The 20,253-nt window shown below is 64.4% G+C and carries 18 protein-coding genes; 14 read left to right on the top strand and 4 right to left on the bottom strand.

Features of this window, described 5'->3' with window-relative positions; all coding sequences use genetic code 11:
* Positions 1-72: 72 nt before the first annotated feature.
* From frc to QX108_RS08705, 3 genes are all read left to right on the top strand, one after another.
* A complete protein-coding gene (gene frc / locus QX108_RS08695; RefSeq protein WP_315779733.1) occupies positions 73-1,350 on the top strand; it encodes a formyl-CoA transferase in 1,278 nt (425 codons plus the stop codon).
* A gap of 201 nt (positions 1,351-1,551) precedes the next feature.
* Entirely contained in the window at positions 1,552-1,830 is a 279-nt protein-coding gene (locus QX108_RS08700; RefSeq protein WP_172182690.1) for a hypothetical protein, read from the top strand.
* Positions 1,831-2,008: 178 nt separating this feature from the next.
* A complete protein-coding gene (locus QX108_RS08705) occupies positions 2,009-2,566 on the top strand; it encodes a hypothetical protein (protein WP_315779731.1) in 558 nt (185 codons plus the stop codon).
* A gap of 67 nt (positions 2,567-2,633) precedes the next feature.
* Here QX108_RS08705 and QX108_RS08710 read toward each other — a convergent pair whose 3' ends face one another.
* Positions 2,634-3,092, bottom strand: coding sequence for a macro domain-containing protein (locus tag QX108_RS08710; protein WP_246739346.1), 459 nt, complete (start codon positions 3,090-3,092; stop codon positions 2,634-2,636).
* Positions 3,093-3,610: 518 nt separating this feature from the next.
* On the bottom strand, positions 3,611-4,105 hold the full coding sequence (locus tag QX108_RS08715) for a peptidoglycan-binding domain-containing protein (RefSeq protein WP_172182826.1): 495 nt from the start codon (positions 4,103-4,105) through the stop codon (positions 3,611-3,613).
* Positions 4,106-4,482: 377 nt separating this feature from the next.
* On the opposite strand from QX108_RS08715, the gene QX108_RS08720 reads away from it, so the two are divergent.
* From QX108_RS08720 to QX108_RS08765, 10 genes are all read left to right on the top strand, one after another.
* Positions 4,483-4,620 (top strand): hypothetical protein, encoded by a 138-nt coding sequence (locus QX108_RS08720; protein WP_172114341.1) that lies wholly within the window; start codon positions 4,483-4,485, stop codon positions 4,618-4,620.
* Positions 4,621-4,979: 359 nt separating this feature from the next.
* Positions 4,980-5,978 carry a tripartite tricarboxylate transporter substrate binding protein gene (locus QX108_RS08725; RefSeq protein ID WP_315720976.1) on the top strand — a complete coding sequence of 333 codons (999 nt, stop codon included), beginning with the start codon at positions 4,980-4,982 and terminating at the stop codon, positions 5,976-5,978.
* Between the two features lie 9 nt (positions 5,979-5,987).
* Complete coding sequence (locus tag QX108_RS08730; protein WP_315720977.1) at positions 5,988-6,482, top strand: tripartite tricarboxylate transporter TctB family protein; 495 nt, start codon at positions 5,988-5,990, stop codon at positions 6,480-6,482.
* A gap of 42 nt (positions 6,483-6,524) precedes the next feature.
* A complete protein-coding gene (locus QX108_RS08735) occupies positions 6,525-8,024 on the top strand; it encodes a tripartite tricarboxylate transporter permease (protein ID WP_315720978.1) in 1,500 nt (499 codons plus the stop codon).
* A 205-nt stretch (positions 8,025-8,229) separates the two neighbouring features.
* Positions 8,230-9,516: an oxalate/formate MFS antiporter gene (oxlT, locus tag QX108_RS08740; RefSeq protein WP_172134553.1), complete on the top strand. Its 1,287-nt coding sequence runs from the start codon at positions 8,230-8,232 to the stop codon at positions 9,514-9,516.
* A gap of 250 nt (positions 9,517-9,766) precedes the next feature.
* On the top strand, positions 9,767-11,083 hold the full coding sequence (oxlT, locus tag QX108_RS08745; RefSeq protein WP_172114346.1) for an oxalate/formate MFS antiporter: 1,317 nt from the start codon (positions 9,767-9,769) through the stop codon (positions 11,081-11,083).
* Positions 11,084-11,304: 221 nt separating this feature from the next.
* A complete protein-coding gene (locus QX108_RS08750; RefSeq protein ID WP_172114347.1) occupies positions 11,305-11,724 on the top strand; it encodes a CBS domain-containing protein in 420 nt (139 codons plus the stop codon).
* Between the two features lie 137 nt (positions 11,725-11,861).
* The gene (locus tag QX108_RS08755; protein WP_315779727.1) at positions 11,862-12,830 is read left to right on the top strand and encodes a zinc-binding dehydrogenase; all 969 of its coding nucleotides are present in this window, start codon (positions 11,862-11,864) and stop codon (positions 12,828-12,830) included.
* Positions 12,831-12,938: 108 nt separating this feature from the next.
* Entirely contained in the window at positions 12,939-14,327 is a 1,389-nt protein-coding gene (locus tag QX108_RS08760; protein WP_315720981.1) for a cation diffusion facilitator family transporter, read from the top strand.
* Between the two features lie 224 nt (positions 14,328-14,551).
* Entirely contained in the window at positions 14,552-16,876 is a 2,325-nt protein-coding gene (locus QX108_RS08765) for a PAS domain-containing sensor histidine kinase (RefSeq protein ID WP_172182684.1), read from the top strand.
* Positions 16,877-18,006: 1,130 nt separating this feature from the next.
* On the opposite strand, the gene QX108_RS08770 is transcribed toward QX108_RS08765, so the two are convergent.
* Entirely contained in the window at positions 18,007-18,561 is a 555-nt protein-coding gene (locus tag QX108_RS08770; RefSeq protein ID WP_315779725.1) for a DUF4240 domain-containing protein, read from the bottom strand.
* A 180-nt stretch (positions 18,562-18,741) separates the two neighbouring features.
* Here QX108_RS08770 and QX108_RS08775 point away from each other — a divergent pair, with 180 nt between their 5' ends.
* On the top strand, positions 18,742-19,065 hold the full coding sequence (locus QX108_RS08775) for an antibiotic biosynthesis monooxygenase (RefSeq protein WP_315779723.1): 324 nt from the start codon (positions 18,742-18,744) through the stop codon (positions 19,063-19,065).
* A 173-nt stretch (positions 19,066-19,238) separates the two neighbouring features.
* On the opposite strand, the gene QX108_RS08780 is transcribed toward QX108_RS08775, so the two are convergent.
* On the bottom strand, positions 19,239-20,132 hold the full coding sequence (locus tag QX108_RS08780; RefSeq protein ID WP_315720984.1) for a LysR family transcriptional regulator: 894 nt from the start codon (positions 20,130-20,132) through the stop codon (positions 19,239-19,241).
* Positions 20,133-20,253 lie beyond the last annotated feature (121 nt).

Consider the following 20,253-nt stretch of genomic DNA (forward strand, 5'->3'; position numbering starts at 1 on the left):
GAATGACGGGGGTGGACTGAGACATCACCTGCCCGCCGATGCGGGATGACCATTCGATACGGAGAGGAACACATGACCAAGGCGCTCGAGGGCGTTCGCATTCTCGACTTCACCCACGTCCAGTCCGGACCGACCTGCACCCAGCTGCTGGCCTGGTTCGGCGCCGACGTGATCAAGGTCGAGCGTCCGGGCGTGGGTGACATCACCCGCGGCCAGCTGCAGGACATTCCGAACGTGGACAGCCTCTATTTCACGATGCTGAACCACAACAAGCGGTCGATCACGCTCGACACCAAGAACCCGAAGGGCAAGGAAGTCCTCACCGAGCTGATCAAGAAGTGCGACGTGCTGGTCGAGAATTTCGGCCCCGGCGTGCTCGATCGCATGGGCTTTCCCTGGGAGAAGATCCAGTCGATCAACCCGAAGATGATCGTCGCCTCGATCAAGGGCTTTGGCCCCGGTCCCTACGAGGACTGCAAGGTCTACGAGAACGTCGCGCAGTGCACCGGCGGCGCCGCCTCGACCACCGGCTTCCGTGACGGCCTGCCGCTGGTCACCGGCGCGCAGATCGGCGATTCCGGCACCGGCCTGCATCTGGCGCTCGGCATCGTCACCGCGCTCTATCAGCGCACCCACACCGGCAAGGGCCAGCGCGTCACGGCTGCGATGCAGGACGGCGTGCTCAACCTCTGCCGCGTCAAGCTGCGCGACCAGCAGCGCCTCGACCACGGCCCGCTCAAGGAATACAGCCAGTTCGGCGAGGGCGTGCCGTTCGGCGACGCCGTGCCGCGTGCCGGCAACGATTCCGGCGGTGGCCAGCCCGGCCGCATCCTGAAGTGCAAGGGCTGGGAGACCGACCCGAACGCCTACATCTACTTCATCACCCAGGCCCCGGTCTGGGAGAAGATCTGCGACGTCATCGGCGAGCCGACCTGGAAGACCGATCCGAACTACGCCAAGCCCGCCGCCCGCCTGCCGCGCCTGAACGAGATCTTCGGCCGCATCGAGCAGTGGACCATGACCAAGACCAAGTTCGAGGCCATGGACATCCTGAACGAGTTCGACATCCCCTGCGGTCCCATTCTCTCGATGAAGGAGATCGCCGAGGACGAGTCGCTGCGCAAGACCGGCACCCTGGTCGAGGTCGACCACCCGACCCGCGGCAAGTACCTCTCGGTCGGCAACCCGATCAAGCTGTCGGACAGCCCGGCGGACGTGACGCGCTCTCCCCTGCTCGGCGAGCACACCGACGAAATCCTCCGCCAGGTCCTCGGCTTCAGCGACCACCAGGTCGCCGAAATCCACGACTCCGGCGCACTCGATCCGCCGCGCAAGGAAGCGGCGGAGTAAGGCTGGAGCCGGACAAGACAAGGCGCGGCACAAGCTTCGCCGCAACTGCCCTCTTGACATTAAGCCGCCGGACATCGTCCGGCGGCTTTTCGTATTGAGCCAGGTGCTTTGCTGGCAAGAATGACGTGCAAATGCAATCGGGCCGAACTCGAACATGCGGGTGGTGATTTGTCGGGATCTAGCACAGACGAACAACTGAGGATGAAGTTGGAAGCGGTGACAGACGCCAGCTCACTGCTGGCGTTCGTTCACGCTCTGGTGGCCGACCGCGAGTCTGCTATGAAGCGCGAGAAGGCGGAGCCGACTTCACCCTGGGGGCCCGATGCAGGTGGTTGGGAGAACATCAGAATCGAAACCTACCTCGAAGCTGCAGCCGCTTGGGCAGAAGCCACCGACTTCGGAGTCGAGCAGGGGCTCGCCGCAAACAATCTTTGGCGCCGCTTCGCTGACTTCCTGATCGCTGGAAAGAACTACGAGTAGTTGCATCTAACATTTGAACGGCTAAGGGCCCCGAGATCGGAGAGCACTCAGGATTCGGGGACAGTGCTGGACCGAATCCGCTATCGGTGCTGCTACGGACTGGCCTCCTGAGACCTCGCCGGGTGTGGAAAGCTGTCGTCTGCTCAGCGCCTTTACAAACCGAACGGGATAGCGCCAAATGGCTGGAGCTTTCGAGGTGAATGCGGACGGAGCGCGGATCGTGATCACACGGACAGCACGACACCTGATCTTACGCCTCATCGTAGCCGCGATGACCCCGATCGTTGGCCACGCCTTCGCGCAGGGCGCATTTGCAGCGCCGCTGCCCGGGCAGACCACCACCCCTCCGCAGGGCGACAGCGCGCCAGCGGCTGCTGACGGCGCTTCGGATGTCTGCAACGGATTTTTTCCCTTGCGCGCAGAGGCAGAGCGGCGCGGCCGGCTGATCAAGGCCGCCGCCGAGCGCCGCGCAACGCCGGAAGACGCCTGTGAACTCATTCGCAGTTTCTCTCAGGCCGAACTCAAGATGATCGAATATGTCGAAGCTCATTCGACCGATTGCAGAATTCCGCCTGACGTCGCGGATATGCTCAAGGCTGGCCACAAGAAAACCGAGACCTTGCAGACCAGAGTCTGCGCGATCGCGCAGCCGGGCAACCCAGGTCTGGGTGACGTGCTGGCGCCGCCCAAAAGAGAACCGGCTGGACCAGTTGGCGATTTCTGGATGTTTCGATAGGCAACCGCAGGGCCCCCACAAGCCTGGCGTGGCGCGAGGTATCGAGCGCCGAGTCCACCGAGCGTTTTCAGGCGAGATATTCCACCAGCGTGTGATCCTCCTCCTCGAGTTCGGCATCGATGATCTGCGCGATCAGTGTCCAGTCGCCCTTGGCCAAGCCGGCACCGATCCTGGGATAGCCGATGCGGCGCTCGGCAAATCGGAGCTTCACTTGCTTCATGACCGTCCTGACGGCCGCGTAGTCGACGAGAACGCCAGCCCCGCGCCAGTGGAATTGCGTATAGCCGTTGACGATCGTGATTTGTTGGCCGGCGCGCGTGACGGTCGCGGCCGATATGGAGCCGAGCTTCTCGCGGCTGCCCTTCGGCGTCGACAGATCGGCCGCATAGGCCTCGGGGAAGATGTCCTTGATGCTCTTCGCAATGCCCGCCCCCATCGTGCACTGGCAATTGCAGCCATGCACGATCACATCGAAATGCCCGTCGAGCGCGAGCTTGATCAGATCTCCCTTGATGATCTTCATCATGAACGCTTCAGCTCGGTGAAATCGGAAAGGTCGCTGCAGGACTCCGTCGCGAGAAGAATGCTGCGCATCTTGCCATCCCCGGTAGGCGAAGGCGAGATTGTCTCTCACCACGATCCCGAATGGATTTGCCCGATAAAGGGCGACGCACACGGCCTTCCCCGCGCCGAAGCGGCTTCGGCCGCGCAGGCGGGACAAGGCCGGGCAAGACGGAGTAGCAGGTGAGCAGGATCGTTCGCCACTACAGCTCCGCATCGCCATATGCGATAGCCCTGCCTGGAATACGATGCCAGTGCACAAAACTCCGGGTTGAGCTTGAGCCGTCTCCACTGCGGTCATGCTCCGCGAAGGCGGAGCATCCAGTAAGCCGCGGCAGACGATATCGAACCGAGGTCGCCGCGTACTGGATCGTCCGCTTTCGCGGACGATGACAGCGGGTTGACATGATCGATCTGCCAGGACGCCGGACACGGCGTTCCAGGTTGCTCGGGGCGTCTTGCAACCGTTCGCGGTTGGACGAGCTACCTGCCGAAGATTCCGCCCACCACCCGATGCATCGCCCCGCCGATCGCGCCGATCGGACCTCCCGCACTTCGCGACTGCCGCGTACGGCTCCCCGCGCTGCGGCGGGCTTGGCGGTCGGATTTGGCAGCCTCCTTGGCCGCGGCCATCAGAACCTTGTATTGGGCGGCATCGAGAAAGCCGGTCGCGGGATAGCCGCGCTCCTGCTGCCAACGTGAGAGGGCGGCACGCGTCTGGTCATCGAACGTCCCGTTGGGCCTGGTGTCGAACCCGAGCCGAGTCAGTCCGCGCTGGACGGCACGTCGCTTCGTCTTGGTGAGGCCGATCTGCTTCTCGGTCTGCTGGTTGGCGTCCTGCTGATCGGCGTCCTGGGTGGCGGTCGCGGGATCGGCGGGTGCGGTCGCTGTACGGGGTGAGCTGCTAAGGCCGGCGTTCGCAACACCGGCGCTCGCGACGACCGTCAGGATGGACATTGCCAGGATCAAGGCGCGCATGGTCCCTCCTTCGCCCGCAAATCTGCCGATAATTTGTTCCATCCTGAAACGGCGCGACGGATCAATGATCATTCTTCTCGCCGTCCAGCTTTGGCGCATCAACGGCGTTCCATTGTGCAGGGTTCCCACCCGTGTCGGCGATTGTTGGAGTGTACCTCCCGCGCCACATCCATCCCTCGGTCCCGTTTCAATCCTGCTTTGGGCGGCACTTTCAGTATGAGAATGCCGGTTTCAATAAGAAATCCCAATTGTAACATTCCTGCTGCATCGCAAAATGCTCATACCGCTATGCAATATCGATCGTTGCATCTGGCATCTGGTATACGTAAATTCTCCTCAGTCAGAACGTCATACCGCCTCACTGAAGGAGACAAACCATGGCCAAGACCGTTGCCCTCCCCCTCGTTCAGCCCGTGTCCCTGTTCGGCCGCTTCCTGGCCGCCCTCGACCGCGTGCTGATGACCAGTGCTCGCGCCGCTAACCGCAACGGCGACCTGCCTTATTTCGGCCTCTGAGGCCGGAGCGCGCTGCCGGCGTCCTCCCCACCTCGAAGACCAATCAAGAGCCCCGGACCGTCCGGGGCTTTTGCTTTTTGACGACCCCGCTGCTGCGACAAATTGGCCTCCCAGGCATCCCAGCCGATCTCCTCATTGCGGTCGGTCGCCTTCTCATACCAAAATCAGATCGATCGATATGCTGCGACGATGACTGCGTTGCCGGTTCGACGGCCACGCCTGCTGCGGTGCGGAAAGGGCCGAAGCGCGTTGTGGTTGAACAATGGCAAGGACTGGTATCAAGATAGAGTCGTGGTTTGAGCGGATAGAACGGCCGGAAGAAGCCGTCGCGATCCGGGAATGAAGGGGAGAAAGCGTCGATGAAGCGTTCCATACGCGTGGCCTTCGCGGCCGGCATTGCCCTGGTGGCGGGGCAGATCCCGGCCCTGGCGGGATGGGAGCCTGTCCGCCCGGTCGAGTTCATCGTTCCCGCCGGCACCGGCGGCGGTGCCGACCAGATGGCCCGGACGATCCAGGGCATCGTCACCAAGCACAATTTGATGAAGCAGCCGCTGGTGGTGATCAACAAGTCCGGCGGCGCCGGCGGCGAGGGCTTCCTCGACGTCAAGGCATCGGCCGGCAATCCGCACAAGATCATCATCACGCTGTCGAACCTGTTCACCACGCCGCTTGCCACCGGCATCCCCTTCAGCTGGAAGGATCTCACCCCGGTCGCGATGCTCGCGCTCGACGAGTTCGTGCTCTGGGTCAACGCCGAGAAGCCCTACGCGACCGCCAAGGACTACATCGACGCGGTCAAGCAGGCCGGCGGCACCCTCAAGATGGGCGGCACCGGATCGAAGCAGGAAGACCAGATCATCACCGTGGCCATGGAGAAGGCCACCGGCGCCAAGTTCACCTACATCCCCTACAAGGGCGGCGGCGAAGTCGCCGTCCAGCTGGTGGGCAACCACATCGATTCCACCGTCAACAATCCGATCGAGGCGGTGGCGCAATGGCGCGGCGGCAAGGTCAGGCCGCTCTGCGTGTTCGACGACAAGCCGATGGGCTATGACGAGCCGATCACCGACGGCAAGGCCTGGAAGGATATCCCGACCTGCAAGTCCCAGGGGCTCGACATCGAATATCTGATGCTGCGCGGCATCTTCATGTCGCCGCGGGCCACCAAGGACCAGATCGAATACTACGTCGACCTGTTCAAGAAGGTCCGGGAGACGCCGGAATGGCAAGACTTCATGAAGACCGGCGCCTTCAACACCACCTTCATGACGGGCGCGGACTACGCCAAATGGGTCGAGACCGAAGAGAAGCGGCACGAGCTCCTGATGAAGGAAGCCGGCTTCCTGGCCTCGAACTGAGCGGCTCGCATGAGTAGTCACGGAGGATCCGCCGGCCCCAGCCACAAGGCGGTCGAGGCCGGCGTCACGCTCGCCATCGCGTTGTTCGGGATCATCGTGATCATCGGCAGCGTGAAGGCGGGCATCAATTGGGGCGCCGAGGGGCCGCGCGCGGGGTTCTTTCCGTTCTATGTCGGCCTGCTCATCGTCGCTGCGAGCGCGATGAATTTCCGCAATACACTCCGCGAGAATGACGGCGGAGTCTTTGCCGAATGGGGCCAGCTTCGCCAGGTCATGAGCGTCGTGGTGCCGACCGCGATCTATGTCGGCGCCCTGCCCTTCACCGGGATCTACCTCGCCTCCATGATCTTCATCGCCTGGTTCATGCGATGGCTCGGCAAGTATGGATGGCTCACCGTCACGGCGGTCGCGATCGGGATGCCGGTGGTGACCTATCTGATCTTCGAGCGCTGGTTCATGGTCCCCCTCCCCAAGGGGCCCGTCGAGGAATGGCTCGGACTTTAACAAGAAACTTCATTCGACTTACAGGTTGCAGGACCAGCTGGCATGGAAGAACTCGCCAACCTTTTTCACGGCTTCGCCGTCGCGCTGCAACCCTTCAACATCATGGTCATGATCCTCGGCATCGTGCTCGGGGTGATCATCGGCGTGCTGCCGGGCCTGGGCGGCGCCAACGGCGTCGCAATCCTGCTGCCGCTGACCTTCAGCATGCCGCCGACCTCGGCGATCATCATGCTGTCCTGCATCTATTGGGGCGCCCTGTTCGGCGGTGCCATCACGTCGATCTTATTCAACATACCCGGCGAGCCATGGTCGGTCGCGACCACCTTCGATGGCTACCCGATGGCGCAGCAGGGCAAGGCCGGCGAGGCGCTCACGGCCGCGTTCACCTCCTCCTTCGTCGGCGCGCTGTTTGCGGTCATCATGATCACGCTGGTCGCGCCCCTGGTCGCGAGCTTCGCGTTGCAATTCGGGCCGGCCGAGAAGTTCGCCGTGTACTTCCTCGCCTTCTGCAGCTTCGTGGGCCTGAGCAAGGAGCCGCCGTTCAAGACCGTCGCGGCGATGATGATCGGCTTCGCACTCGCAGCAGTGGGCCTCGACTCCATCACCGGCCAGTTGCGGCTGACCTTCGGCGTCACCGAGCTGCTCAACGGCTTCGACTTCCTGATCGCCGTGATCGGCCTGTTCGGCATCGGCGAGATCCTGCTGACGATGGAAGAAGGCCTGAGCTTCCGCGGCGGCAACGCCAAGATCAACCTGCGGGTCGTGCTGCACACCTGGAAGGAGATGCCGGCCTATTGGCTGACGTCGCTGCGCTCCTGCCTGATCGGCTGCTGGATGGGCATTACACCCGCGGGTGCGACCCCGGCGTCGTTCATGAGCTACGGCATCGCCAAGCGCGTGTCCAAGCGCGGCAAGAAGTTCGGCCATGGCGAGATCGAGGGCGTCGTTGCGCCGGAGACCGCGGCCCATGCCGCGGGCACCGCAGCATTGCTGCCGATGCTATCGCTCGGCGTGCCGGGCTCGCCGACCGCGGCCGTGCTGCTCGGTGGCCTGCTGATCTGGGGCCTGCAGCCCGGCCCGATGCTGTTCGTCGAGCAGAAGGAATTCGTCTGGGGCCTGATCGCCTCGATGTATCTCGGCAATCTCGTCGGGCTGCTCGTCGTGCTGACCTGCGTCCCGATCTTCGCAGCGATCCTGCGCATTCCCTTCAGCATCATCGCACCGCTGATTCTGGTGCTCTGCGCCATCGGTGCCTATTCGGTGCATAGCAGCACGTTCGACGTCGTGCTGATGCTGGTGTTCGGCGTGCTCGGCTATTTGTTCAAGAAGTGCGGCTATCCGCTCGCGCCCCTGGTGCTGGCGATCGTGCTCGGCGACAAGGCCGAGGAGGCTTTCCGCCAGTCACTTCTGGGATCCCAGGGCTCGCTCGCCGTGTTCTTCTCGAATGGGCTGGTCGGCACCATCATGGTGCTCGGACTGATTGCGCTGTTCTGGTCGGCGATTCAGGAAGGCTATAGCCGGTTGCGGGCAGCTGCCGCCTAAACCCGCCTTACTCCGATAGTTGAGCTACAATTTTCCCCTGCTGCGTCGTATTGTCGCTGCAGCGATTTGCCTTGCTTCTGCGAGGTTTTTTGCGCTGGCTGGCGTACCAGCCCAACCCGGCCGCAATGAATCCGCTTGTCTATTGGCATATCATATACCAAACTCCGCATAGCTGTTAGGACAAAATAGACAGCCTGGAGGAAACATGACGGACTTGGCTCACGCGGGGGCGCCCGCATCTGCAAGAGTAAGTGACGCCTATCGATGGACGCAGCTCGCGGTCGGCGTTCTGGCGATGGTGATGATCGCCAACTACCAGTATGGCTGGACCTTCTTCGTCCCCGATATCGCAAAGACCTTCGGTTGGGATCGGGCCTCGATCCAGTGGGCCTTCACGCTGTTCGTTCTGTTCGAGACCTGGCTGGTGCCGGTCGAGGGCTGGTTCGTCGACAAATACGGTCCGCGCATCGTCGTGCTCGTCGGCGGCGTGCTCTGCGCGATCGGCTGGATGATCAACGCCTACGCGACCTCGCTCAACGGCTACTATCTCGGCATGATCATCGCGGGCATCGGCGCCGGCGGCGTCTACGGCACCTGCGTCGGCAACGCGCTGAAGTGGTTCCCCGACAAGCGCGGCCTCGCAGCCGGCATCACAGCGGCCGGCTTCGGCGCCGGCTCGGCGCTGACCGTCGCGCCGATCCAGGCCATGATCCGCGACTCCGGCTTCCAGACCACCTTCCTGTATTTCGGCCTGGGACAGGGCATCATCATCGTCATCCTCGCCTTCTTCCTGTTCGCACCGAAGGAAGGCCAGGTGCCCGCGGTCGTTCAGAACGCGAACCTGGTGCAGAGCCGCCGCAACTACAATCCGACCGAAGTGCTGCGCCAGCCGATCTTCTGGCTGATGTACTTCATGTTCGTGATCGTCGGCGCCGGCGGCCTGATGGTCACCGCCAACCTCAAGCCGATCGCCGGCGACTGGAAGGTCGACAACGTTCCGGTGACGCTGATCGGCATGACCATGACGGCGGTGACCTTCGCGGCCACCATCGACCGCGTGCTCAACGGCCTGACCCGTCCGTTCTTCGGCTGGATCTCCGACAATATCGGCCGCGAGAATACGATGTTCATCGCCTTCGGCATGGAGGGCATCGGCATCTGGGCGCTGTACATGCTCGGTCATGATCCGGTCTGGTTCGTAATCCTCTCCGGCTTCGTGTTCTTCGCCTGGGGTGAGATCTACTCGCTCTTCCCGTCGACCTGCACCGACACGTTCGGCACCAAGTTCGCGACCACCAATGCCGGCCTGCTCTACACCGCGAAAGGCACGGCGGCGCTGCTGGTGCCGATCGCGAACTACATGCAGCAGTCGTCGGGCGATTGGGACCGCGTCTTCATCATCGCGGCCGGCGCCAACATCCTGGCCTCGATCCTGTCGATCGCGGTGCTCAAGCCGTGGCGCAAGGTCGTGGTGGAGAAGTCGATGCTCTGAGGAGCACGCTTCGCACTGCAGCGAAAATAAAAATAGAACGATTCCAGATTGACGACGCTCGGCAGTTTGCCGAGCGTTTTCTTTTGCTTGGTGCACCGGCGCGGCTTGTGTGCAAAGCAACATGTCGCACCCCGTGTCGCAGGCCATATTGCCGTCTGGGATATCTTATACCAGTATACCAACACAGACGGACGACGGCCCCGCCGCCCGGCCCGACAGGCCGAAAGAAAGCGCCGTCTTGGGAGGACACATGGTTTCCAGCACTGAGGCAACACCGCCTGTTCAGGCACAGTCCAGCAGCTTCCGCTGGGTTCAGCTCGCAATGGGCATCGTCTGCATGGCGATGATCGCCAACCTGCAATACGGCTGGACACTGTTCGTCGACCCGATCGATGCGAAATATCATTGGGGCCGCACCGCCATCCAGCTGGCGTTCACGATCTTCGTGGTCACCGAAACCTGGCTGGTGCCGGTCGAAGCCTGGTTCGTCGACAAATACGGCCCGCGCGTCGTCATCATGTTCGGCGGCGTCATGATCTCGCTGGCCTGGGTGCTGAACTCCTACGCCGACTCCCTCACTCTGCTCTACGCTGGCGCCGTCATCGGCGGCATCGGTGCCGGTGCCGTGTACGGCACCTGCGTCGGCAATGCGCTGAAATGGTTTCCGGACCGCCGCGGCCTCGCCGCCGGCGCCACCGCCGCCGGCTTCGGCGCCGGTGCCGCGCTCACCGTGGTGCCGATCGCCAGCATGATCGCCTCCAGCGGCTATCAGAGCGCGTTCTTCACCTTCGGCATCGGCCAGGGCCTGATCGTGTTCGTGCTCGCGATCTTCCTGCGGCCGCCGAGCGTGGCGGCGCCCGCCCGCAAGAAGCAGCTCAACCTGCCGCAGAGCAAGATCGACTACACCCCGCCGCAGGTGCTGCGCACGCCGATCTTCTGGATCATGTATCTGGTGTTCGTCATGGTGGCCTCCGGCGGCCTGATGACCGCGGCCCAGATCGCCCCGATCGCGCACGACTTCAAGATCGCCAACGAGCCGGTGACGCTCGCCGGCTTCCAGATGGCGGCGCTGACCTTCGCGATCTCGCTCGACCGCATCTTCGACGGCTTCGGCCGCCCGGTGTTCGGCTGGATCTCGGATACGATCGGCCGCGAGCACACCATGTTCATCGCCTTCGGCACCGCCGCGCTGATGCTGCTGACGCTGGCGAATTACGGGCACAACCCGATCGTGTTCGTGCTCGCCACCGCCGTCTATTTCGGCGTGTTCGGCGAGATCTACAGCCTGTTTCCGGCAACCTCAGGCGACACCTTCGGCAGCAAATATGCCGCGACCAACAACGGCATGCTCTACACGGCGAAGGGCACCGCCTCGCTGCTGGTCCCGCTCGCGAGCCTCGTCTCGGCCAAATATGGCTGGCAGGCCGTGTTCGTCATCGGCGTCGCTCTGAACGCGACGGCGGCGTTGATGGCGCTGTTCGTGATCAAGCCGCTGCGCCGCGCCTTCATCCTGGGCAAGGAGGCTTCGGCCGCCGAGCCGGCCGCGCAGGATGTCCGGACGGCATGAGCCCCTTCCTCCCGCGACTTCGAGAGGCGCACCCCGGTGCGCCTCTTTTTTGTTTCTGCGCCGAAACGAGGCGCCGGCTGCCAGGGAGCACCGTCCTGGACAGCGTCGCTGACGTGTTTTTCCGGTGGCCGAGCGCACAAAAAGCCATCAAACGACATTGACTTCTGGCATAACGTATACCAGACTCTCTGCCGTCGAAACCAAATGAACGGGAGGGTGCCATGAAAGTCGGAGACATCCTGCGCAACAAGACGGCGCGCGTGATCACGGTGCGAATGAACGAGACCGTCGGCGTCGCGGCACAGCTGATGCGCGCCAGCAATGTCAGCGCCCTCGTCGTCAAGGACGTCGTCCGCACCGAGGGCAACACCGCCGCCGGCATGTTCACCGAGCGCGACGTCGTTCGCGCCATTGCCGAGCATGGCGCCGCCGGCGTCAACCTGAAGGTCTCGCAGCTGATCTCGCCGCAACGGCTGATCTCCTGCAGCACCGAGGACACGCTCGAGCATGTGCGGCACCTGATGAACGTGCACCACATCCGCCACCTTCCCGTCATCGTCGACTTCGCGCTCGCCGGCGTCATCAGCATGCGCGACGTCTCCTCGGCCTTCGACGAAGCGGAAGCTCCGGTCGCCGCCTGAGGCATTGCGCCGGTCAGCGGAACCGTCTGACCGCAAACCAGGTCTTGTCGGAGCCGCGCGCCGCCTGTTAGGCGGTGCGCAGTGAAGAGCGGCGGCTCGATCCCGCCGCTCGCTTTGGCCCGACAGGACTGCTTGCGATGAAAGCCTATGTGTATGGCGCCCAGGGCGCCGCGATCACCGACGTCGCCAAACCCGCGCCGAAGGGCACGCAAGTGCTGGTGCGCGTCCGTGCCTGCGGCCTCAACCGTGCCGATCTCGGCATGACCAAGGGACATGCGCACGGCGCCGCCGGCGGTGTCGGCACCGTGCTCGGCATGGAATGGGCCGGCGAGGTCGCCGAGCTCGGACCGGACGCCAAGGGCATCAAGGTCGGCGACCGGGTCATGGGCTCGGGCGGCGCCGCGTTCGCAGAATACACCCTCGCCGATCACGGCCGCCTGTTCCACGCGCCGTCGAACATGAACTTCGACGAGGCCGCGACGCTGCCGATCGCGCTGACCACGATGCACAACGCCGTCGTCACCAACGGCGCGCTGCAGCCCGGCCAGAGCGTGCTGGTGCAAGGCGCGAGCTCCGGCGTCGGCCTGATGGCGATGCAGATCGCCAAGCTGAAGGGGGCATCGCTCGTGATCGGCTCCTCCACCGATGCCACGCGCCGCGAGCGACTGAAGGAGTTCGGCGCCGATCTCGCGATCGACTCCGGCGATCCCGGCTGGGTCGACCAGGTGCTGAAGGCGACGGGCGGCCAGGGCGTCGACCTCATCGTCGACCAGATCTCGGGCGCCGTCGCCAACCAGAACCTCGCGGCCACCAAGGTGCTCGGCCGGATCGTCAATGTCGGCCGGCTCGGCGGCACCCATGCCGATTTCAATTTCGACCTGCACGCGGCGCGCCGCATCACCTATGTCGGCGTCACCTTCCGCACCCGCTCGATCGAGGAGATCCGCACGATCTTCGACGAAGTAAAGCAGGACATCTGGAGCTCCGTGGAAACGCGGGCCCTGCGCCTGCCGCTCGACCGCGTCTTCGCCTTCGACGACATCGGCGCTGCGTTCGCCCACATGGAGGCGAACAGGCATCTCGGCAAGATCGTGGTGACGTTGTGAGCCCAATGTTCTGACATTTAGACGCAATCGAAACAGTGCGCGGCAAAGACGAATTTGCCGCGCGATGCCGGCTTTCACGGCGCGGCATCGGCTGCTAAATCCGCGCCCATGAAGGACGCCGTCTCTCATGTCGATTCCGGCAAGGCCCGCGTCGCTGCGATTTCGATCGCGGCGAGCGCCAGCATGGCCGCGGCGAAGTTCGTCGTCGGCATCCTGATCGGCAGCCTCGCACTGGTCTCCGAGGCGCTGCACAGCGCCGTCGACGTCGTCGCCACCGTCATCACATGGATGGTGGTTCGGGTATCGGACCGGCCGGCCGACGACGAGCATCATTATGGCCATGGCAAGCTCGAGAGCCTGTCGGCGCTCGGCGTCATCGCCCTGCTCTACGTGCTGGCCGGCGGCGTCCTGGTCGAATCCGTCAGCCGGTTGCGGGAAGCCGCGCCGCCGCCACAGCTCTCGGCGATTCCGTTCGTGGTGCTGCTGATCGACATCGCCGTCAATTTCTGGCGCGCCCGCGCCCTGCACCGGGCCGCGCACGAGACCCACAGCCAGGCGCTCGCCGCCGACGCGCTGCATTTCGCCTCCGACGTGCTCGGATCGATCGCGGTCATCGCGGGCCTCGTCCTGACAGCGCTCGGCTTCTGGTGGGGCGATTCCGCCGCCGCGGTCGCCGTCGCCGTGATGATCTCGGTGCTCGGCCTGCGGCTCGCACGCTCGACGGTAGAAACACTGCTCGACCGGGCGCCCGATGGCGCGGCGGAGAAAGCCGACGTCGCGATCCGTTCGGTCGCCGGCGTCGTCGGCGTCGAGCGGCTGCGGGTGCGACTCGTCGGCGCCACGCATTTCGTCGACGCCACCGTCACGGTGCCGCGCACCTATCCGATCGACCGCGTCCACGAGATCAAGCGCGATGCGCAGGCGGCGGTGGACGCCAGCCTCGGCGGCGCCGACGTCACCTTCACCACGGTGCCGGTCGCCCTCAGCAATGAGAGCGTCCGCGAGCGCATCATGGTGATCGCGCGCAATTCCGGGCTCGCGATCCACCACGTCACCGTCCACGATATCGGCGGCCGCCTGATCGTCGCCATCGACCTCGAGGTCGACGGCGACATGACACTGGTCGCCGCGCATGCGATCGCCCACGAGCTGGAACGCAGCATCCGCGACGAGTTCGGCGCCGACGTCGAGGTCGACACCCATATCGAGCCGCTCGAGCCCGAGCTGCCGTTCGGCATCGATGCGCCCGAGCAGCGCGTCGCGCTGATCGCCGACGCCTTGCAGCGCTTCGCCGCCGAGACCGACATGTACGATGTGCACAACGTCCGTGTCCGCAACACCGAGGCCGGCGAGATCGTCAACTTCCACTGCCGGGCCGCGCCGTCGATGAGCGTGCTCAAGGTGCACGACAATGTCGACCATATCGAGCGCGGGATACGGCGCACCTTCCCGACCGTGAAGCGCGTCATCAGTCACGCCGAGCCGCCGCATGGCTGAAGCCCTCATGGCTGAAGCCCTAATGTCACGCCGCGTTCTCGCTTCGGACTCATCTCGCCGGCTTTTCGCCATGGCAAATCCGCATTGGATAAGATTTATTAGCTTTTGCCAAATCGTTGACTCTCGACAGCCCGAGAAATCTGGATTCAAATCGACTTGATTCGGAAGCGGCTGGGGCTCTTTCGAAATTCGGGTATCCAAGCAAAGTTTCGGGGGTCTACAGCATGGCGCGTGCGCATGCCGCGAACGCGTGCGTCCAATCTTCTGATTCCATCAAGGGGTTGGCGCAATCGATCGCGAAACCGGCCTATCAAAGGCTGCTGACTGCTGAGCCGGTATTGCGTCGTGCTGTCCCCACTTTGATCATTGCCTTTCTCGTCACCATCTGTCTCGGCGCCTTCGTCCAGGTGCTCGATCACAGCCGGCAGAAGCGCGGCGCGACCAAGCGCGACCTCGCAGCGATCTCAGATCTGCTGGCGGACCGCATCGGTCATCTGGCGATGCGCCCCGACCGCATGGCCAACATTGAGCATCTTCAGACCCTGCTGCCGGACTTGATCCCCGCCTGGGGCGTTGCGCCCGGCCGCCATGTGATCATCACCGGCGCCGACCACCGCATCCTCGCCCGCGTCCCGGTCGATGCCGCCCTCGGCGAGAACGACCGTATCCTCGACCTGATCTCGACCGCGCAACTGCTCGCCACCCCCGGCCTCCAGGGCGCCGTCACCGAGATCACGCTGCCGAACGGCCGTCCCGCCTTCGCCGTCTCGCAATTGATCAAGGCCCTGCCCGGCCGCGTCGTCGTGATCCAGGAGAAGATCGAGCCGATCTGGGGCTCGGACGCCGCGCTCTCGATCACGCTGTCGGCGACCACGGGCTTCGTCGTCCTGATCCTTGGCTTTGCCTTCCACTGGCAGTCGACCCGCGCCCGCGAAGGCGACCTGATCAACGACGCCGTGCGCGGCCGCATTGACACCGCGCTGAACCGCGGCCGCTGCGGACTGTGGGACTGGGACCTGTCGCGCGGCCGCATCTTCTGGTCGAACTCGATGTTCGCGATGCTCGGTCTCGACAACCGCACCGACCTGCTCACCTTCGGCGAGGTCAACGCGCTGGTGAACTCGGACGACATCGACCTGTTCGCGATCGCCGACCAGCTCGTCGCCGGCGAGCTGCGCCACATCGACCAGAGCTTCCGCATGCGCCACACCGAAGGCCATTGGATCTGGCTGCGGGTGCGCTGCGAGCTGAGCCAGGGCACCACCGATTCCGGCCTGCACCTGATCGGCATCGCCGTCGACGTCACCGAACAGAAGAGCCTGGTCGAGAAGACCGCCGAGGCGGATCTGCGGCTGCGCGACGCGATCGAGACGATCTCGGAAGCCTTTGTGCTGTGGGACGCCAACAACCGCCTCGTGCTGTGCAACTCGCACTTCCAGAAGCTGCACAAGCTGCCGGACTCCGCCGTGACGCCGGGCACCTCCTACGAGACCGTCATCGAGGTCGGCAAGATGCCGGAGATCCGCACCCGCCTGCACGACAACAGCCAGCAGGCGCCGGGCGGCCGCACCTTCGAGGCGCAGCTCGACGACGGCAGCTGGCTGCACATCTCCGAGCGCCGCACCAAGGATGGCGGCTACGTCTCGGTCGGCACCGACATCACCCGCATCAAGGAGCACGAGCAGAAGCTGGTCGACAACGACCTGCGCCTGCGCGCCACCGTGATCGACCTGCAGCGCTCGCAGACCGCGCTGGAGCGCCAGGCGATCGAGCTCGCCGACCTCGCCGAGAAGTACTCGCAGGAGAAGACAAGGGCCGAGGAAGCCAACCAGACCAAGTCGAAGTTCCTCGCCAACATGAGCCACGAGCTGCGCACGCCGCTCAACGCCATCATCGGCTTCTCCGAGATCATGGGATCGGGCATGTTCGGCTCGCTCGGCTCGGAGAAGTACCAGGAGTACTGCCACGACATCCTGACCTCCGGTCAGTATCTGCTCGAGGTGATCAACGACATTCTCGACATGTCGAAGATCGAGGCCGGCCGCATGAAGCTCGACATGGAGCCGCTCGACCTCGCCAAGACGCTGGCGGAGTCGCTGCGCGTCGTCTCCGGCCGCGCCCAGGACAAGAGCCTGGTGCTCGACGCCGACATCGAGGGCAGCATCCCCGTCGTCGCCGACCGCCGCGCCACCAAGCAGATCATGGTCAACCTGCTGTCGAACGCGGTGAAGTTCACCCCCGAAGGCGGCCGCGTGACGATGCGCAGCCGCGTGTTCGACGACAAGGTCGTGCTGATCATCGCCGACACCGGCATCGGCATCCCCGCGCAATCGCTGGCGCGGCTCGGCCGGCCGTTCGAGCAGGTCGAGAGCCAGATGACCAAGACCTACCACGGCTCCGGCCTTGGCCTCGCGATCGCCCGCTCGCTGGCCCAGCTCCACGGCGGCTCGATGCGGTTGCGCTCCCGCATCGAATGCGGCACCGTCGTCCGCGTCACCCTCCCCCGCGACGCCTACAAGGCCACGGCGAGCATCTCGGTCGCGGCATAGGCCGCGCACGCTGCTGAAGCACCTGGAGCCCACAGCCTGGGAGCCGACAGCTTGGCGCTTGGACTGCCGCCACAAGTGCGGTGCACATGACTGCGCCCTCGCCCCTTGTGGGAGAGGGCATGTAGGACAGGGCAGCGAATTCGGTTGGGTGAGGGGTCTCTCTCCACGAGCGTCGTTCGCCGAGAGAGACCCCTCACCCAACCGAGGCGTGGAGGGGCCGCACATGCCCTCTCCCACAAGGGGCGAGGGCACTGTATTGGACACCATCTTCGCGGCTACGACCCAACACATTGGATCTCCAACCCCACCACGGCCGCAGCGCTTGCATCCCGGGTTGACGCACGATCACGCCCCGCGTGCTCATGGCGCGCCTGGGACGACACCGTTCTGACCCGCCGGCATTCGCGCTTCACGTCTCAAACAGCACAGACAAACGTCCGCAGTCTCGCGGCCCATGACGCCCGAGTGATGCGATCAATCACGCCCCTGGACAATGCAAAGGGCGCAGGGAAGGCCAGGCGTCGGCTGACGCCTGCGGCCCGCCTGCGAAAAAAATGCAGGCGGCAGGTACCACAGGTGCAGCCGGACAAACCCGGCCCTCCCTGCGCGATGGTCTTCACGCTTATACGCAGTCGCCCTGGTGCGCCGGCTTGTTGGCCACCATCGCGCGACAATGCTCGCGCATTGCGCGGTAGACACCAGCTTCGGGGTGTCAGGCCGCTGCGATTTCACGTCCGCGAGAGCGCCGTCCGTCCGCGCCTCCTTCCGAAGACGCTACGTGCCCTCGCGGCCACCGCCTCCCCGCCTCGCGTGTCGTGACGATCGCGCGCAACGCCCCTTTGCTTGAGGCGGGATGGCGAGAGGAAACCATGATTTCCGAAAATTGGCAAGAGATTTTTATTTTTCGGAACACTTCCAACTTCGTCCCGGTCGGGTTTGACGCAACATTCCCTCCTCGGTCATTCCGGGGCGTGCGCAGCACGAGCCCGGAATCCATCGTGCGGCAGACCGCGCGGCGACATGGATTCCGGACTCGCCGCGCTTCGCGCGCCGCCCCGGAATGACGGCGGAGGATCTGGCGGCAGTGATGCCCACATGTACCGGTCGGAGCAGGTCTGCATGCCGCGGCGTCAGCCCAACGGACTCTCCCCGAAGCGGCGCCAGAGTTTCGGATAGCGCGCGGCCAGATGCGCCTCGTCCTCTTCGAAGGGATCGCCGGCCGGTCCAGGTCCACCTAACCCGGCCTCCGGCTCGGAATGGTCGCGGACGTCACCCTCCCCGCCCTTGTCGCGAAAAACCCTGTTGCCGACATAGTAGATCTCTTCGAATTCCCATGTGTCGTCAGGTCCCGAAGCGCCATCGAACTGTGCCAGACTGTCGGGATCAGTCATGGCGCCCTCATAGACCTCCTGCCCGCGCGTCACGAGCCAGCGGCGAAAATACTCGAAGCCGTCATCCGAGCAGCCGCCATGGATGACATAGGCGGCGCCCCAGAGATCCCAGCTGTAGGCCTGATTGAGATAGCGGCGAAACGCGACCTCGAAGCCGATGATCTGATCCAGCGGCAACTCGCGGAGCGCCGCAGCGAGCGCCTCGCTCTGCGCGGCAGGGTCAGCAACTGATGCGGCACCTGTCCGTCCGATGATCGACCAGAACTGATCGGCTGGCATCGCTTGCGCAGTCACCGGCTCACCCTCTCCACGACCCAGATAGGGTCGTGCCATCCGTTGTTCTAAGCCAACAAGCTTGAAGTTTCCAAGACGGCGGCCCGCTCCGTGCCCAGGTCACGCGAACAGCAACTTTCGCCAAGCGCGCGTTGCGGACGCATGCGATGGCCGATCCCTATCATCGCGGAGGACAATCAGATGCTGAAACGAATTTGGCGCGGCTGGACCAGCCCGGCGAACGCCGATGCCTATGAGGCGTTGCTGCGCTCGACGATCTTCCCCGGGATCAAGGACCGCGCCATTCCCGGGTTCACCGGCATCGAGCTGCTGCGCCGGCCGCTGGAGACCGAGGTGGAGTTCATGACGATCATGACGTTCACCGACAAGGACGCCGTCAAGCGCTTCGCAGGAGCCGCGCATGAGCAGGCCGTCGTGCCGGCAGCAGCGCAGGCGCTGCTCAGTCGTTATGACGCGCAGTCTGCACATTACGTCGTCCGGGTGCCATCGACGACGGCAGGCTGAGCCCGCAACGGCACGCAAAAGCGATGGCTAGGCAAAGCGGCGCCGCACGCGGCGTGTGCTCACCCTATCTCGGCACAGACGAACGCCGATGGTGGGCGCGGCGCGTGCGAGAGCAAGATGCTGCGGCTGGCCGCGTGGCCGCGCCTTTGCCTACCCTAAAACGAAGTCAATTCCTACGCCTGCAGGCTCGGCGCGACCTCGCGGGCGATCTGCACCAGCGAGGCGATCAGCGGGGTCATCGGGTCGCGCTGCGGGATGACGAGGCCGATCTGGTAGTTGATCACGGGATCGACGATCGGGATCGAGCGCACCTTGTCGGCGAGCCCCAGCGTCTCGGCGAGCTTGGCCGGCATCACGCTGGCCCAGCGGCCGGTCTTCACGTGCGTGTACAGCACCAGCAGCGAGTTCGAGGTCAAGGTCGGCGTCACCTCGTTGCCGGCAGCCTTCAGCGCGCGGTCGATGATGCGGCGGTTCTGCATGTCCGGCGTCAGCAGGCACAGCGGCACCTGCCCAACCTCCTTCCACGTCACCTGCTCGCGATCGCCGAACATCGCGTCCGGCGCGGTCAGCAGCCGGTAGCTCTCGTTGTAGAGCGGGATGGTGCGGACACGGCCGATCGGCTCGTTCTCGATGTAGGTCAGCCCGGCATCGACCTCGAGGTTCTCCAGCAGGCCCAGCACGTCGGCCGACGTGCACGACATGATGCGGAACCGGACCTCCGGATGCTTGGCGCGGAACGGCGTCGTCAGCGACGCCACCATGCCGAGCACGGTCGGCACGGCCGCGATCCGGATCTCGCCCGAGAGCTTGTCCTTGAGGCCGTTGATCTCCTGCCGCATCGCGCGGAAGTCGCCGACGATGCGGCGCGCCCAGTCCAGCGTGCGCTCGCCTTCCGGCGTGAACCCCTGGAACCGGGAACCGCGCTGCACCAGCATGACGCCGAGGATCTCCTCGAGCTGCTTGATGCTGGTCGACATCGTCGGCTGGGTGACCCCGCAGGTCTCCGCAGCGCGGCCGAAATGACGCTCCTTGGCCAGCGCCAGCAGCAGTTCGAGCTTGTCGATCAAGAGGTCGGCCTTCCAGCGGTTGAAGAGCCTGGTTCCGCACGTTTTCGGCGCTACCAGCCATTATGAAACCCTATCACGGCGAGGGGGTCCCGGACACGGTAAAACGCGGCCGCGAGCCGGT

The sequence above is a fragment of the Bradyrhizobium sp. SZCCHNR1002 genome (assembly GCF_032381435.1).
Taxonomy (GTDB): domain Bacteria; phylum Pseudomonadota; class Alphaproteobacteria; order Rhizobiales; family Xanthobacteraceae; genus Bradyrhizobium; species Bradyrhizobium aeschynomenes.